At 69.5% G+C, this 13,904-nt stretch carries 14 protein-coding genes; 9 read left to right on the top strand and 5 right to left on the bottom strand.

The features are described from left to right. The 3 genes from E2493_RS17400 to E2493_RS17390 all read left to right on the top strand — a co-directional run. On the top strand, nucleotides 1-351 hold a 351-nt coding region (locus tag E2493_RS17400; RefSeq protein ID WP_135089424.1), incomplete at its 5' end, for a cell wall hydrolase. Nucleotides 352-705: 354 nt separating this feature from the next. Beyond that, on the top strand, nucleotides 706-1,359 hold the full coding sequence (locus E2493_RS17395) for a cell wall hydrolase (protein WP_135089421.1): 654 nt from the start codon (nucleotides 706-708) through the stop codon (nucleotides 1,357-1,359). 354 nt (nucleotides 1,360-1,713) lie between these two features. Beyond that, entirely contained in the window at nucleotides 1,714-2,367 is a 654-nt protein-coding gene (locus tag E2493_RS17390) for a cell wall hydrolase (RefSeq protein ID WP_135089418.1), read from the top strand. Here E2493_RS17390 and E2493_RS17385 read toward each other — a convergent pair. Then, nucleotides 2,358-2,984, bottom strand: coding sequence for an alpha-ketoglutarate-dependent dioxygenase AlkB (locus E2493_RS17385; RefSeq protein WP_135089415.1), 627 nt, complete (start codon nucleotides 2,982-2,984; stop codon nucleotides 2,358-2,360). The genes E2493_RS17390 and E2493_RS17385 overlap by 10 nt on opposite strands. Nucleotides 2,985-3,118: 134 nt before the next feature. On the opposite strand from E2493_RS17385, the gene E2493_RS17380 reads away from it, so the two are divergent. Continuing rightward, nucleotides 3,119-3,919 (top strand): PilZ domain-containing protein, encoded by an 801-nt coding sequence (locus tag E2493_RS17380; RefSeq protein ID WP_167737605.1) that lies wholly within the window; start codon nucleotides 3,119-3,121, stop codon nucleotides 3,917-3,919. Nucleotides 3,920-3,978: 59 nt separating this feature from the next. Then, nucleotides 3,979-5,754, top strand: coding sequence for a 2OG-Fe(II) oxygenase (locus E2493_RS21945; protein WP_225421562.1), 1,776 nt, complete (start codon nucleotides 3,979-3,981; stop codon nucleotides 5,752-5,754). 115 nt (nucleotides 5,755-5,869) lie between these two features. Here E2493_RS21945 and E2493_RS17370 read toward each other — a convergent pair whose 3' ends face one another. The 3 genes from E2493_RS17370 to E2493_RS17360 form a co-directional block, all read right to left on the bottom strand. After that, on the bottom strand, nucleotides 5,870-6,628 hold the full coding sequence (locus tag E2493_RS17370; RefSeq protein ID WP_225421561.1) for a sulfite exporter TauE/SafE family protein: 759 nt from the start codon (nucleotides 6,626-6,628) through the stop codon (nucleotides 5,870-5,872). 135 nt (nucleotides 6,629-6,763) lie between these two features. Beyond that, nucleotides 6,764-7,228: a DUF3592 domain-containing protein gene (locus E2493_RS17365; RefSeq protein WP_135089409.1), complete on the bottom strand. Its 465-nt coding sequence runs from the start codon at nucleotides 7,226-7,228 to the stop codon at nucleotides 6,764-6,766. A gap of 90 nt (nucleotides 7,229-7,318) precedes the next feature. Then, entirely contained in the window at nucleotides 7,319-8,221 is a 903-nt protein-coding gene (locus tag E2493_RS17360) for a hydrogen peroxide-inducible genes activator (RefSeq protein WP_135089427.1), read from the bottom strand. Nucleotides 8,222-8,362: 141 nt separating this feature from the next. On the opposite strand from E2493_RS17360, the gene E2493_RS17355 reads away from it, so the two are divergent. Together E2493_RS17355 and E2493_RS17350 are read left to right on the top strand one after the other, a co-directional pair. Next, nucleotides 8,363-8,887 carry a carboxymuconolactone decarboxylase family protein gene (locus tag E2493_RS17355; protein ID WP_135089406.1) on the top strand — a complete coding sequence of 175 codons (525 nt, stop codon included), beginning with the start codon at nucleotides 8,363-8,365 and terminating at the stop codon, nucleotides 8,885-8,887. Nucleotides 8,888-8,926: 39 nt separating this feature from the next. Continuing rightward, the gene (locus tag E2493_RS17350) at nucleotides 8,927-9,478 is read left to right on the top strand and encodes a 3'-5' exonuclease (protein WP_135089403.1); all 552 of its coding nucleotides are present in this window, start codon (nucleotides 8,927-8,929) and stop codon (nucleotides 9,476-9,478) included. A 39-nt stretch (nucleotides 9,479-9,517) separates the two neighbouring features. Here the strand turns inward: E2493_RS17350 and E2493_RS17345 are convergent, their stop codons facing one another. After that, nucleotides 9,518-10,075, bottom strand: coding sequence for an NADPH-dependent FMN reductase (locus E2493_RS17345; RefSeq protein ID WP_135089400.1), 558 nt, complete (start codon nucleotides 10,073-10,075; stop codon nucleotides 9,518-9,520). Nucleotides 10,076-10,178: 103 nt separating this feature from the next. On the opposite strand from E2493_RS17345, the gene E2493_RS17340 reads away from it, so the two are divergent. Next, on the top strand, nucleotides 10,179-12,044 hold the full coding sequence (locus E2493_RS17340) for an ABC-F family ATP-binding cassette domain-containing protein (RefSeq protein WP_135089397.1): 1,866 nt from the start codon (nucleotides 10,179-10,181) through the stop codon (nucleotides 12,042-12,044). A 186-nt stretch (nucleotides 12,045-12,230) separates the two neighbouring features. Further along, nucleotides 12,231-13,724 carry a non-homologous end-joining DNA ligase gene (gene ligD / locus E2493_RS17335; protein WP_135089394.1) on the top strand — a complete coding sequence of 498 codons (1,494 nt, stop codon included), beginning with the start codon at nucleotides 12,231-12,233 and terminating at the stop codon, nucleotides 13,722-13,724. Nucleotides 13,725-13,904 lie beyond the last annotated feature (180 nt).

Genomic DNA, 13,904 nt, shown 5'->3' with positions numbered 1-13,904 from the left:
CTCGCCAAGGCCGTCTATTTCGAGGCCCGCGGCGAGCCGCTCCAAGGCCAGCTCGCCGTCGCCGAGGTGGTGATGAACCGCGCCGCCTCGGGCCGCTACCCGGCCAGCCTCTGCGAGGTCATCACCCAGCCCTGGCAATTCTCGTTCATCCACAAGGGCCGCTTCCCGACCCCCGATTTCGGCTCCGAGAGCTGGCGCAAGGCCGTCGCCGTCGCGCGCATCGCGCAGGGACACCTCGCCGATACCCTGCCGGGCGACGTGCTCTGGTACCATGCCGATTACGTCTCCCCGAGCTGGGGCAAGCGCCTCACCAAAACCGCGCAGATCGGCCTTCACATCTTCTATTCCTGATCTACCCGCCGCGGGACCCCTCGAAAGGGCCCGCGAATCGATTCCCAGGCGCCAAAACGGCCGGCTGAAATCGACAACATGGTTAAAAGTTCCGGGCCGAACGTTAAATTTCTTCGGCACATCCCCCCGTCGCAACGACTCGTCGTGGAGTCGTAGTTACCCGGGTTGCTCGATCCCGGCCGTGCCCGCATCGTCCCGCCATCGAAGAACGAGCGACGCCGTTCCAGCGTAGAACGCGGGGCGGCGAAGGCGAGACGGGGGAAGACCGGAGGTGCAGAACAGGCACCGGGGGGTCGACCAGCCGCACAGTTTTGGAAGCAGATGATCCGGTTCACTCGGGGCGCGGCGTACGCCGTGGCCAGCGCCGCATTCGCTGTGGCGATGACCTTCTCGGCGCCCTCCCAGGCCCAGGCTGCGGATCTCTCCACGCCCGTTCCGGCGATCGCGCCGGCCGCCGCCGCGCCGGCCGTCGCCGCGCCGGCCGCTGCGCTTCCGGCCGACGCTGCCCAGGTCCAGGTGCAGGTTTCGGCGCCTGCTGCTGCCGCTGTTCCGGCGCCGCTGCCTACCCTGCCGGCCGTCGCCGTCACCCCGCCGAACGTCGACGAGCTGGTCATGGCCCATGAGGGCGACAAGGCCGATGACGACGAGCAGGATTGCCTCGCCAAGGCCGTCTATTTCGAGGCCCGCGGCGAGCCGCTCCAAGGCCAGCTCGCCGTCGCCGAGGTGGTGATGAACCGCGCCGCCTCGGGCCGCTACCCGGCCAGCCTCTGCGAGGTCATCACCCAGCCCTGGCAATTCTCGTTCATCCACAAGGGCCGCTTCCCGACCCCCGATTTCGGCTCCGAGAGCTGGCGCAAGGCCGTCGCCGTCGCGCGCATCGCGCAGGGACACCTCGCCGATACCCTGCCGGGCGACGTGCTCTGGTACCATGCCGATTACGTCTCCCCGAGCTGGGGCAAGCGCCTCACCAAAACCGCGCAGATCGGCCTTCACATCTTCTATTCCTGATCTACCCGCCGCGGGACCCCTCGAAAGGGCCCGCGAATCGATTCCCAGGCGCCAAAACGGCCGGCTGAAATCGACAACATGGTTAAAAGTTCCGGGCCGAACGTTAAATTTCTTCGGCACATCCCCCCGTCGCAACGACTCGTCGTGGAGTCGTAGTTACCCGGGTTGCTCGATCCCGGCCGTGCCCGCATCGTCCCGCCATCGAAGAACGAGCGACGCCGTTCCAGCGTAGAACGCGGGGCGGCGAAGGCGAGACGGGGGAAGACCGGAGGTGCAGAACAGGCACCGGGGGGTCGACCAGCCGCACAGTTTTGGAAGCAGATGATCCGGTTCACTCGGGGCGCGGCGTACGCCGTGGCCAGCGCCGCATTCGCTGTGGCGATGACCTTCTCGGCGCCCTCCCAGGCCCAGGCTGCGGATCTCTCCACGCCCGTTCCGGCGATCGCGCCGGCCGCCGCCGCGCCGGCCGTCGCCGCGCCGGCCGCTGCGCTTCCGGCCGACGCTGCCCAGGTCCAGGTGCAGGTTTCGGCGCCTGCTGCTGCCGCTGTTCCGGCGCCGCTGCCTACCCTGCCGGCCGTCGCCGTCACCCCGCCGAACGTCGACGAGCTGGTCATGGCCCATGAGGGCGACAAGGCCGATGACGACGAGCAGGATTGCCTCGCCAAGGCCGTCTATTTCGAGGCCCGCGGGGAATCGACCGAGGGTCAGCTCGCCGTCGCCGAGGTCGTGATGAACCGTGCCGCGTCCGGCCGCTACCCGCCCAGCCTGTGCAAGGTCGTCACCCAGCCGGCGCAATTCTCCTTTGTCCGCAAGGGCCGCGTTCCGCAGCCGAACTTCGCCTCCGCCGCCTGGCGCAAGGCGGTCGGCGTCGCCCGCACCGCGCTGGCCAAGCTGGTCGACACGCTCCCCTCGGGCGTGCTCTGGTACCATGCCGATTACGTCAAGCCGAGCTGGGGCAGGCGCCTCAACCGTACCGCGCAGATCGGCGTCCACATCTTCTATTCCTGAGGCTTCGCCGCCTTCCCGGCTCTGCCCGGCCGCTCGGACGGCGCGCGTAGCGTCCGGAACGTGATCGAGTAGCGCAGCGCCTCCATCGGCGGGATGCTGTGCTCCCATTGCTCGCGTGCCGGCCCGCGCAGCAGATAGGCCGAGCGAGGCTCGGCGAGCAGATTCTCCCTCTCCCATCGCGCCCCGGCCTTGCGGCGGAACCGCATCCGCGCCGGCGCGAGCAGCGACAGGCCGACGACGTCGCCGAACACCGGCCGGTCGCGGTGCCAGCCGATGCCGGCGCCGGGCGCATATTCGGTGAGCAGCACATGCTCCAGCGCTTCGGGCGCGAGGCCGGCGAACGCCGCCGCCTTCGCCCGGCACGGCAGCAGCCAGTCCGGCACGGCCTCGGTCTCCTTCAGCCCGCTGCCGTCGAACGAATAATGCCAGCCGTAGGACAGGGTACGGCGGTGGCCGAGATAGCCGTGAAACTCGAAGGCCCGGAACGGCAGCTCGGCCAACTTCGCGGCGAGCGTCGCTTCCTCGCGCGCGTCGAGCAGCTCGGGCCGGTAGGCGAGGCCTTCCGGCCCTGACGCCGCCGGCGCCGCGCCGAACAGGCTCAGCTGCGCCTTCGCCACGGTGCCGGTACTCGTCTGGTCAGCAATTCCGTAACCCTTTCCGTGTCATGGACGGTCGAACCATTCGTCCGAGGTGGAAAATGCACGAAATTCGCTCATCGATCCTTGGCGGTGTCGAGAGGCCTTCGACGCCGGTGGCGAGCAAGGCCAGGGCGCGCGAGGAAGGCGCCGGCCTGGGCGGGCTGACGCGGATCGCGATCAAGCGCCAGGAGACGCGGGTCACCAACCAGCGCGGCGAGGATCGCCTGCGCGACGTGGTCGAGGACACGACGATCGTGTTCCGCCGCCGCAAGCTGCCGGTGCGGGTGGTCAACGTTTCGTCGCGCGGCGCAATGTTCGAGAGCGACATCGAGGCGCGGATCGGTGAGAAGCTCGACATCCTGTTCACCGAGGGCAACAAGACGAGATCCGTGGTGCGCTGGCTGCGCGCCGGCCGCATCGGGGTCGAATTCCTCGACGAGACGATCTTCTGGGATTCGGCGCAGCCGGGCAATCCCGTCTTCCGCTACGAGGAGAGCAAGCCGCGCGAGGTGGTCGAGCGGGCGCCGCGGCAGACACTGCTGCGCAGCGGCACCCTCTACTGGAGCGGCATCTCGATTCCCGTGCGGCTGCGCAACATCTCGGCCTCCGGCGCCAAGGTGGAGAGCGGCCAGGCGCTGCAGCCGGGCTGCGAGGTCGAGCTCGATCTCGGCGAGGCCGGCTTTCAATATGCCGAGGTGCGCTGGGCGAAGGACGGGCAGGTCGGCCTGCGCTTCGCCGACGATTTCGATCTCGACAGCCTGTCGCCTGCGCATGGCGCGGACGCGGACGGGAGCCGGGCGCCCCACATGCTGAAGCCTGCCTATCTCGAGACCGAGACCCGGCCGGACTCGCCCTGGGCTGCCCGGTTCGAGCGGCTGACGCTCGACGGTCTGAAGGACGAAGGCAAGTTCTGACGCGTTGACTTTCCCATGCCTGCCCAGCACCTTGCCGGCTGGACAGGCAGGGGAAGCCGATGGATCTGGTTGGAACGAGCGCGACTACGAGCAGCCCTGCCTATGAAGGCGGTGCGGACGCGGCGTTGGCGCTGAGCCCGCCGCACCGTGCGGTCGACGATTTCCTCGATCCGGCCGAAGCCGAAGCGTTGCGCGGCCATGTCGACGCGCATTTCTCGGCGCCGCACGCCCACCGTCCCGAGACCCACCAGGTGTGGAACTACTGGCACGTGCCGGGCCTCTACACCTATCTCCGCGCCTCTCCCGAGAAGATCATCGCCGAGCCGCTGGTGCGCCGCTTCCACGCCGCGCTGACCGCCTGGGCCGCCGAGACCCTGGGCATGAGCTTCGCCACCTGGCCGATGCTCAGCCTCTACGTCGACGGCTGCGTGCAGAACCTCCACAACGATTCGACCAACGGCCGCTTCGGCTACGTCTATTCCCTCACCCGAGACGACCGGCAGAGCCGCGGCGGCGAGACGATCGTGCTCAAGGAAGGCGATCTGATGCGCGCCAACGTCGCCCGCGCGGGGGCGGGCACCGGCCTGCAGGACCTGATTGCGCCGCGCTTCAACCGACTGGTGACGTTCGACGACCGCATGCCGCACGGCGTCCAGCGGATCGAGGGCAGCATGGATCCGCTCGAGGGACGCATCGTCCTTCACGGCCACATCAGCGAGGGCGCGGCGATCGTCGAGGGACCGCTCGCGGCCGATGCGATCTGGGACGCCGCGCGTGGCCGGCTCGAGACGGCGATCGCCGCCGCGTCCGGCTGCCACGGCCCGCTGACCGTGCGGTTGGCGATCGGCGCCGACGGCGCCGCGCGCGACGCCGAGGTCCTGCTCCACCGCGTGGTGCGTCCCGACGGCGAAGACGCCGGGCGGCACGTCCAGGCCGTTCTCGATGCACTGCGGGCGACGGCCTTCCCCGCGGCGGCGTCCGCGACGCGGGTCACGCTGCCGATCCTGTTCGGCGCGCCGCTGCCCTGGATGCGCAAGGAAGAGGGTGTGATCACGACCCGGGTGAACGCCGGCACGATCACCGCCTCGCCGAAGGTTGCAGCGCCGACGGTTGCGGCTCCGAAGGTAGAGGCGGCGCCCGCGGCGCCTGCCGCCAGGTCTGAGGCGGCTCTCAGGGCGGAGAGTGCCGCGGCGGTCCGCGCCCGGCTCGCCGCGACGCCCGGGGTAGCCCGCATTCCCAAGGACCGGCTCGAGGCCTATGTCGTCCCGCACTTCCTGAGCGAGGAGGAATGCGAGGGGCTGATGCGGCTGATCGACGCCGGCAAGGTGCCCTCGGGCCTGCTCGCGCCCACGGCCGATCCCGAGTTTCGCACCAGCGAGAGCTGCAACCTCAGCCCGGCCGATCCTCTCGTCGGCGGCCTCGAGGCGCGGCTCAACAAGCTGATGGGGATCGAGCCGCAGTTCGGCGAGACCGTGCAGGGACAACGCTATGCCGTCGGCCAGCAGTTCAAGCCGCACCACGATTTCTTCCACACCACCGAGGCCTATTGGAAAGAGCAGCAGACGCGCGGCGGCCAGCGTACCTGGACGGTGATGGCGTTCCTCAACAAGCCCGATGCCGGCGGCCAGACGGCCTTCCCCAAGGCCGGCCTCAAGATCACGCCGGCGCCGGCCCATCTGCTGATCTGGAACAATCTCGACGTGAACGGCGAGCTCAACGATTTCTCGCTGCACCAGGGCATGCCGGTCGAGGCGGGCGTCAAGTACGTCCTCACCAAATGGTACCGCGAGCGGCCGTGGAACGGCTTCACCGGCGCCGGCCTGGCCTATTATTGAGCGCGGCGGCGAAGCGGCATGGCCAACCTGAGGCTGAAGCTCGCCTTCGCTCTGTGCCTGCTTGCCTGGTTCGCGGCGCTCTACTTCATGTTCGGCGACGTGTTGTGAGCCGCAGCTAGCCGTACGCGCGCACGAAGAAGACGATCGTCGTCGCGCCGGTGACCAGCAAGGTCCAGGCGCGCACCAGCCCGGGCGAGAGCTTCTTGCCGACGATCGCGCCCAGCCACCCGCCGGCGATCGATCCGAGCAGCATCGGCGCGCACGCCCACCACCAGACCATTGCGAAGCCGACGAACACGAAGGCGGCGGCGAGGTTGGCCACCGCCAGCATCGTCGTGCGGATCGCGAACAGCTCGCGGGGGCGGATGTTGGCGAGCAGGCCATAGACGGCGGTGGTGATCAGCCCGACGCCGCCGCCGAAATAGCCTCCGTAGATGCCGAGCAGCGCCTGGGTGACGAGCAGCGTTGGCCGCCCGATCGTCACCCGGGCGTGGAGCCAGTCGGCGGCGCGCCTGCCGAACGCCATCACCGCGAAGGCGAAGAGCAAAAGCCAGGGGATGATGACGTCGAACGTCTCGCTGGGGGTCAGCACCAGCAGCAGGCTGCCGACGATGCCGAAGGCGAAGGTCAAGGCGGCGAGCAGGCGCACCCGAATTCCGGCGACGGGACCGAGCTCGTCACGATACGCCCAGGCGCTCGTTCCCGCGCCGGGAAGCAGGGCGACGTTCGAGGTTGCATTGGCGATATTGGCGGGCAGGCCGAGCGCGATCAGGGCGGGCAGGGTCGCGAACGTCCCGCCGCCCGCGAGCGCGTTCATCGCGCCGCCGAGCATGCCTGCGCCCGCGGCGAGTAGGATCGCGGAAATGTCGGTCAAAGCGTCACCTCGGCGAGAGCCGGACCGCGAGGGCTCGCCCCCGCACGAGGCAGGCGACTTCGCCGGGATCGGCGCCGCGGTCAACCTCCGCCCGCTCTCACGGCCCGGTGAGCCCGCGACGTCCGGCCGCAGGCGCTACGCCATCTGGTCCCAGAACAGGCCCATGGCGACGAACAGCAGGCCGAAGACGGCCATGACGAGATAGATCGGCCCGGGCTTCCTGGTCTCCAGCACGCACTCGTCCGGTCGCTCCGGGTTGTAGCGAACCGCCGGCGTCGTTCCGACACCATAAGGAAGGATTGCCTCCTCCGCTTTCCTGCGGCTGCCGCTGCGGGGATTGCCAAAGCGCAGCCGGTTGCCCTGGAGCTCACGACCGCCCGTGGAATATGCGTAGGTGACCACCGGATTGTACCAGGTGCTGGTGTTGCCCTCGCGGTCGCTGCTCTCCTCCTCCCGGACCTCGCAGGAGATCACCCGGCCCGGAACGCTGGGCCAGCTCTCCGCCGCCTTGGCCTTGTTGATCGCCCGGAAATGCGCCCAGGCGAAGCCGCCGATCCAGACCAGGCCGAGCACGACCATGCCGATGCCGATATATTCCATTTGTCCCCCTCTTCGTCCGACGATGTCCCCTTTCGTCGCCGGGGAGAGGCTGGTTCAGCAGGCCGCGGGAATCAAGGGGGCGCGATGCGCTCAGGTGCCCTGCTTCAGCGCCTCGGCAAGAAGGCGGAAGTCCTTCTCGCGCGGGCTGCCCTTGCGCCAGATCAGGGCGATGCGGCGGTAGGCATGCTCGGCCTCCAGCGGAAGCGCCACGACTCCGGTGCCTTCGAGGATGCCGGCGGTGACCGCCATCTCCGGTACCATGGTGACCCCGAGACCGTTGCCGACCATCTGCACCATGGTGTGCAGCGAAGTGCCGAGCATCGCCGCCTCGGCGCGAAGCTCGGGCCGGTTGCAGGCCGCCAGCGCGTGGTCGCGAAGGCAATGGCCATCCTCGAGCAGCAGCAATCGGTCCTCGTCGATCGCCGCGGGGGTGATCGCAACGCCCTTCTGGCCGGTGGCGTCGCCGGGCGGGAAAGCGACGAACAGGCGATCGTCGAACAAAGGCTCGGCTTCGACCTCGCCGCAGCCATAGGGCAGGGCGAGCAGGACGCAGTCGAGCTGGCCGCGGTGGAGGCTGTCGCAGGCCGCCTGGCTGGTCTCCTCGCGCAGGTACAGGCGCAGGTCCGGCCAGTCCTCGCGCAGGCCCGGCAGCAGACGCGGCAGGAGGAAAGGCGCGATCGTCGGGATCACGCCCATGCGCAGCTCGCCCGACAGCGGCTTGCCGGCCGCGCGCGCCATGTCGGCGAGCTCCTCGGCCTCGCGCAGCACGCGCCGTGCCTTCTCGGCGATCCGATCGCCGAGCGGCGTGAAACGAACGACGCGGCGGGTCCGCTCGACCAGAGTGACCCCGATCAGCGTCTCGAGTTCGCGCACCCCGGCGGAGAGCGTCGACTGGGTGACGAAACAGGCGTCGGCCGCCCGGCCGAAATGCCCCTGGTCCTTGAGGGCGACCAGATATTGGAGCTGCTTGAGCGTGGGCAGATAGGTGGTCATCATCGCCTCGGTCGATCAACTCGCCAAGACTAATCTGGTAAGTCGATGAAAGCCAGCATCATGACCGGGGCCGCACGACAGCGCTTCGCCTTCGGCCGATCAGGGTCTAGGCTGGGTCCGGAACGGGGAACAGGAGGCTCGATGTCGCTCAAGGATCTTGCGGACGCGCTGCCCGATTATGCGCGGGACATCAGGATCAACGTCGGCGCGCTGCTCGACGACGAGACGCTGGGCGAGCAGCGCAAATACGGCCTGCTCCTCGCCTGCGCCCACGGCACCGGCTATCGGCCCGTGGTGATCGCCGCCGAGGCGGAGGCCGCCGGACGGCTCTCCGAGCAGGCGGCCGACGCGGCGCGCGGCGCGGCGGCGCTGATGGCGATGAACAACGTCTATTTCCGCTTCATCCATCTCTGCTCCAACCCGGATTATGCGACCCTGCCGTCGCGGCTGCGGATGAACACCCTGTGCACCCCCGGCATCGACAAGGACGATTTCGAGCTGTTCAGCCTCGCGCTCTCCGCGATGAACGGCTGCGGCATGTGCATCGACAGTCACGAGCGGGTGCTGCAGAAGCACGGCGTCAGCACGCTGACGATGCAGGCTGCGGCCCGCACCGCCGCAGTGCTGCGCGCGCTGGCGACGGTTCACGCCACTCTGCCGGCCTGAGCTACGGCACCAGCGGCGGCAAGGCGCGTTCGCCCGACGATGCACATATTCATCGATTTCGAGGCTTCGTCGCTCGGCAAGACCGGCTATCCGATCGAGGTGGGCTGGGCGGCCGAGGACGGTACGTCCGAGAACCATCTGATCCGGCCGGCGCCGCAATGGACCGACTGGGACGCGGAGTCGGAGCGGATCCACGGCATCAGCCGCGCGACGCTCGAGGCCCAAGGCGAGCCGCACGATCAGGTGGCCCGGCGGGTCCTCGAGGCGCTCTCGGGCCACGCCCTCTTCGCCAGCGCACCGTCCTGGGACGGCAAATGGCTGAGCGCCCTGTTCCGCGCCGCCGGAATTCCGCGCCACGCCCTTCGCCTCAAGGACAGCGAGATCGCTCAGCACGAGACGGCGGCGCGGATCCTCACCGGTCTGCTGCCGCCGGCCGAGCGGATGGTGCGGGTCAGCGCGATCGTCGCGCGGGCCCGCGCCGAAGGCGAGCGCCGGCCGGTGCGCCACCGCGCCGTCGCCGACGCGGAGGAGGAACTGCGCCGCTGGCGCGAGGTGAAAAGACTGGCGGAGGAAGAAGCGGCGGAACTCTAGCGTCTCCGCGAACGGTGTCCTGTGAATAGCTGGTCAGACTCAACGCCGGCCGCCTTCTACGAAACTCACGAACCCAGCGAGATAGGCACCGAGCCTCTGCTCGATCTTCGGATCGGCGAGGCTGCCGTCCTCGCCGAACACCCGCCCGGCACCCGAGACCATCAGCCGCCCGCCGGACCAGATCTCGCAGCCGAGGGTGCGCAGCACGGGCAGCCAGGCGTTCTGGCTGAGGATCGTCCCGAACGCCCCGGGCGAGGCGCCGATCACGGCCACCTTCTTGCCGCCGAAGACGCGGGGGATGTCCGCTGCCGGGCGCGACGCCCAGTCGATCGCGTTCTTGAACACGCCGGGGATCGAATTGTTGTATTCGGGCGTGACCAGCAGCAGCCCGTCGCTCTCCTCGATCTGCTGCTTGAGACGCGCGACCGCCTCGGGAAGGCCGGACTGCGCCTCGAGGTCGCCGTCGTAGAGCGGGATGCCGGCGATGCTGCCGATGTCGAGCCTGCTCCCTTCAGGCATCAGCCCCGCCGCGGCGCGGAGCAGCGCGCTGTTGTAGGATCCGCGCCTCAGGCTGCCCGACACTCCCAGCAGACGCATTCGTTCTTCCTTCCGGTTTCGCGCGACCATCGGGGAAGGGCGCGGACGTGGCAAGGCGCGCACTGCCTTAATTTGGCGCGGCGTCCGTGCTAGGCGCCCCGCCATGCTGAATCTCAACGGTATCACGGTGCGCCTCGGCGGGCGGACGATCCTCGACGGCGCGACCGCGGCGCTGCCGCCGCGCAGCCGCGTCGGCCTGATCGGCCGCAACGGCGCCGGCAAATCGACCCTGGTCCGCGTGATCGCCGGCCAGCTCGAGGCGGACGAGGGCAGCGCCGACATGCCGAAGGGCGCCCGCCTCGGCTACATTGCCCAGGAGGCGCCGGCGGGGAAGGCGACTCCGTTCGAGACGGTGCTCGCCGCGGATCTGGAGCGCGCGGCGCTGCTCGACGAGGCCGAGATCTGCGAAGACATGGACCGGCTTGGCGAGATCCACGAGAGGCTGAACGCGATCGATGCCCATGCCGCGCCGTCGCGCGCGGCGCGAATCCTCGTCGGCCTTGGCTTCGACGAGGCGGCGCAGCATCGCCCGCTCGACAGCTTCTCCGGCGGCTGGCGGATGCGCGTCGCGCTCGCCGCTCTGCTCTTCTCGGGGCCGGACCTGCTGCTGCTCGACGAGCCCTCCAACCACCTCGATCTCGAGGCGGTGCTCTGGCTTTTCCTGCAATCGTACCGCGCGACGATCGTCATCGTCAGCCACGAGCGCGACTTCCTCAACAACGTCGTCGATCACATCCTCCACCTCGATCGCGGCAAGCTCACCCTCTACCCCGGGGGTTACGATGCGTTCGAGCGCCAGCGGGCCGAGCGCCAGGCCCAGCAGGCCGCAGCACGCGAGAAGCAGATCGCGCAGCGCGACAAGCTGCAGGCGTTCGCCGACCGCTGGCGGGCGAAGGCGAGCAAGGCCAAGCAGGCGCAGAGCCGGCTGAAGGCGATCGCCAAGATGGCGCCGATCGCGGAGGCGGTCGAGGATCCCTCGCTCTCCTTCGCCTTCCCGAGCCCCGAGGGCCTGCGGCCGCCTTTGATCACGCTCGACATGGCGTCGGTCGGTTATGACGGCACGCCGATACTGTCGCGCCTGAACCTGCGGCTCGATCCCGACGATCGCATCGCCCTGCTCGGCCGCAACGGCAACGGCAAGACCACGCTCGCCCGGCTGCTCGCCGCGCAGCTCGCGCCGATCGACGGCGCGATGAACGCCTCCGGCAAGATGAAGGTCGGCTATTTCACTCAATATCAGGTGGAGGAGCTGGACGGCGCCGACACGCCGGTCGAGCACATGGCGCGGCTGATGAAGGGCGCGACGCCGTCGGCGGTGCGGGCGCAGCTCGGCCGCTTCGGCTTCTCCGGCGACAAGGCGACCACCGAGGTCAGGAAGCTCTCCGGCGGCGAGCGCGCGCGGCTGGCGCTCGCCCTCATCACCCGCGACGCGCCGCACCTCCTCATCCTCGACGAGCCGACCAACCACCTCGACGTCGACGCCCGCGAGGCTTTGGTCCAGGCCCTGAACGATTATTCGGGCGCCGTGGTGGTGGTCAGCCACGACCGGCACATGCTTCAGCTCACCGCCGACCGGCTGGTGCTGGTCGACAACGGCACCGCGACCGAGTTCGACGGCACCCTGGACGATTACACCGCGATGGTGCTGCGCAAGGACGCCGCCGACGCGGCGCGCGCCGAGCCCAAGGCGAGCCGCAAGGACGAGCGCCGCGCCGCCGCGGTCGCCCGCGAGAAGAGCCAGAAGCTGCGCAACGACGCCAAGGCGGCGGAAGCGGAGATCGCGAAGCTCACCGCATTGCGCGGCCGCATCGACCACGCGATGTTCGATCCCGCCGGCGCCGAGCCGTCGCTGGCCAGGCTCACCATGACCGAGCTGATGAAGCGCCGCGCGGAGGTGGAGGCGAAGATCGAGGCCGCCGAGGCTCGCTGGCTCGAGGCGAGCGAGGCGATCGAAGCCGCGGCGGCCTGAAGATCCAATAATCGTCACCGCGGCGAATCCCGGGGTCTCAGAGTGGGGAGCCGGAGCGTCATTGGAGCGCGACATTGACGCTTGCGCGCTCTCGTCCTGAGGTCCCGGTTTACACCGGGACGACGAGCTTGGGTCAAAGGCAGGGCTCTCGCGGAACCGCCGCTCGCCCGCTCCCGTTGCGGGTCCATGCCGGCCTTCGTCCCTCCGATGCTGCCGACCCCGGCGGACGCCGTTCCGGACGGAGACGACTGGCTGCACGAGCTGCTCTACGACGGTGAGCGCCTCCAGATTGTCGTCGAGGCCGGCGTGGTTCGCGCGTTCGACACTGCCGGGCGCGACTGCACCGATCGCTTTCCCCGCGTGATCGAGGCGGGCCGCCGGCTCGGCGTGAGCGAGCTCGTGCTCGACGGCGTGCTCGTCGTGCAGGATGCGGCGGGGCGGCCGGATCGCGCTGCGCTGGACGATGCTATCGCGGACGCGCCGGAGCGTCTCGTCTTCGTCGCCTTTGACCTGCTCCACGACGGGCGCGATCTCCGCGCCAGGCCGATCGAGGCGCGCCGCGATCTGCTCGAGGAATTGATCGGCAGCGACGATCCGTCCCGCGCGATCCGGTTCGGCGCGCATGTCGAGGGCGGCGGCCCCGCCTTCCTCGCCGCCGTCGCCGGCTTGGGCCTGCCCGGCATCGTCTCGAAACGTGTCGGCAGCCGCTACCGCAGCGGTCCCGCGCCGGACTGGCGGGTGACGCGGGCGCCGGCAAGCCAAGACGAGTCCGGAGGAGATCCTGCCGCTGCGGGGCCCAAGCCGATCCCGGGCACGGCCAGGGGCCCGGCCGGCGAGCCGAGCTACAAGAAGCCGAAGCTGCCGGAGAAAGCCGCTCTGATCGATTACTATCGCCGGCTGGCGCCGCTCGTCCTCCGCTTCGCCGGCCGCCGCCCGCTCAACCTGTTCCGCTGCACCGCCGGCTATTGCTTCTTCCAGCGCAACCGCAACCACCCCGCGTCGGGCAACGCATTCGGGCCGCCGGTTCGGTTCCTGCCGATCGCGCAGAAGAACGGCCGGACCGAGGACTATCTGTGGATCGACAGCGAGGCCGGAATCGTCGCCTGCGCTGCTGCGGAGGCGATCGAGTTCCACGGCTGGGGTTCGCCGGTCGATCAGGTCGAGCGGCCCGACCGCATCGCCTTCGATCTCGATCCCGGGGAAGGGACCGGCTTCCCGGAAGTGCGAACCGCCGCTTTCACGATGCACAGGGTGCTCGGAGAGCTCGGCCTCGCCAGCTTTCCGCTGCTGAGCGGCGGCAAGGGCGTCCATGTCGTGGTGCCGCTGACGCCCTCTTCGGAATGGCCGGAGGTGCGCGCCTTCGCGCACAAGATCTGCGCGGTCCTGGCCGAAGCGGAGCCGCAGCTCTACACAATCGCATTGCCCAAGTCCGAGCGGAAGGGCCGGATCTTCCTCGATTATCTTCGCAACCAGCGCAGTGCGACGGCGATCCTGCCGTATTCGCTGCGTGCCCGACCGGGCGCACCGGTCGCTGCCCCGGTGTCCTGGGACGAGCTGGACGCGATACCCCGCGCCAGCCGCTTCACCATCGCCGACGCCGCCCTGCTGCTGAAGCGGGCGCGCAGCCGTGCGCTGAAAGGCTGGGGAGAGGCCGAGCAATTCCTGCCGCGGCTGGCGTGAGCGCGGATTCTCATCCTCCCTGTCCGCGAAGCGGATGGGGAGGGGGGGTGTAGCCGCGGCATGCCGGGGTCATGCCGGAAGGCGGAACCGGGCTGCGCAGCAGCCGGTCGGCGAAGCCTGTTGGAGGGGCCGGGAGGTGGTGGTCGTTCTTCCCGGCCCCTCCACCGCGCTACGCGCGGT

Origin of the sequence: Sphingomonas parva (ex Maeng et al. 2020) (assembly GCF_004564275.1) — a bacterium.
GTDB lineage: Bacteria > Pseudomonadota > Alphaproteobacteria > Sphingomonadales > Sphingomonadaceae > Allosphingosinicella > Allosphingosinicella parva.
The sequence above is the reverse complement of the archived record's forward strand: the minus strand, read 5'-3'. Positions and strand labels throughout refer to the sequence as shown.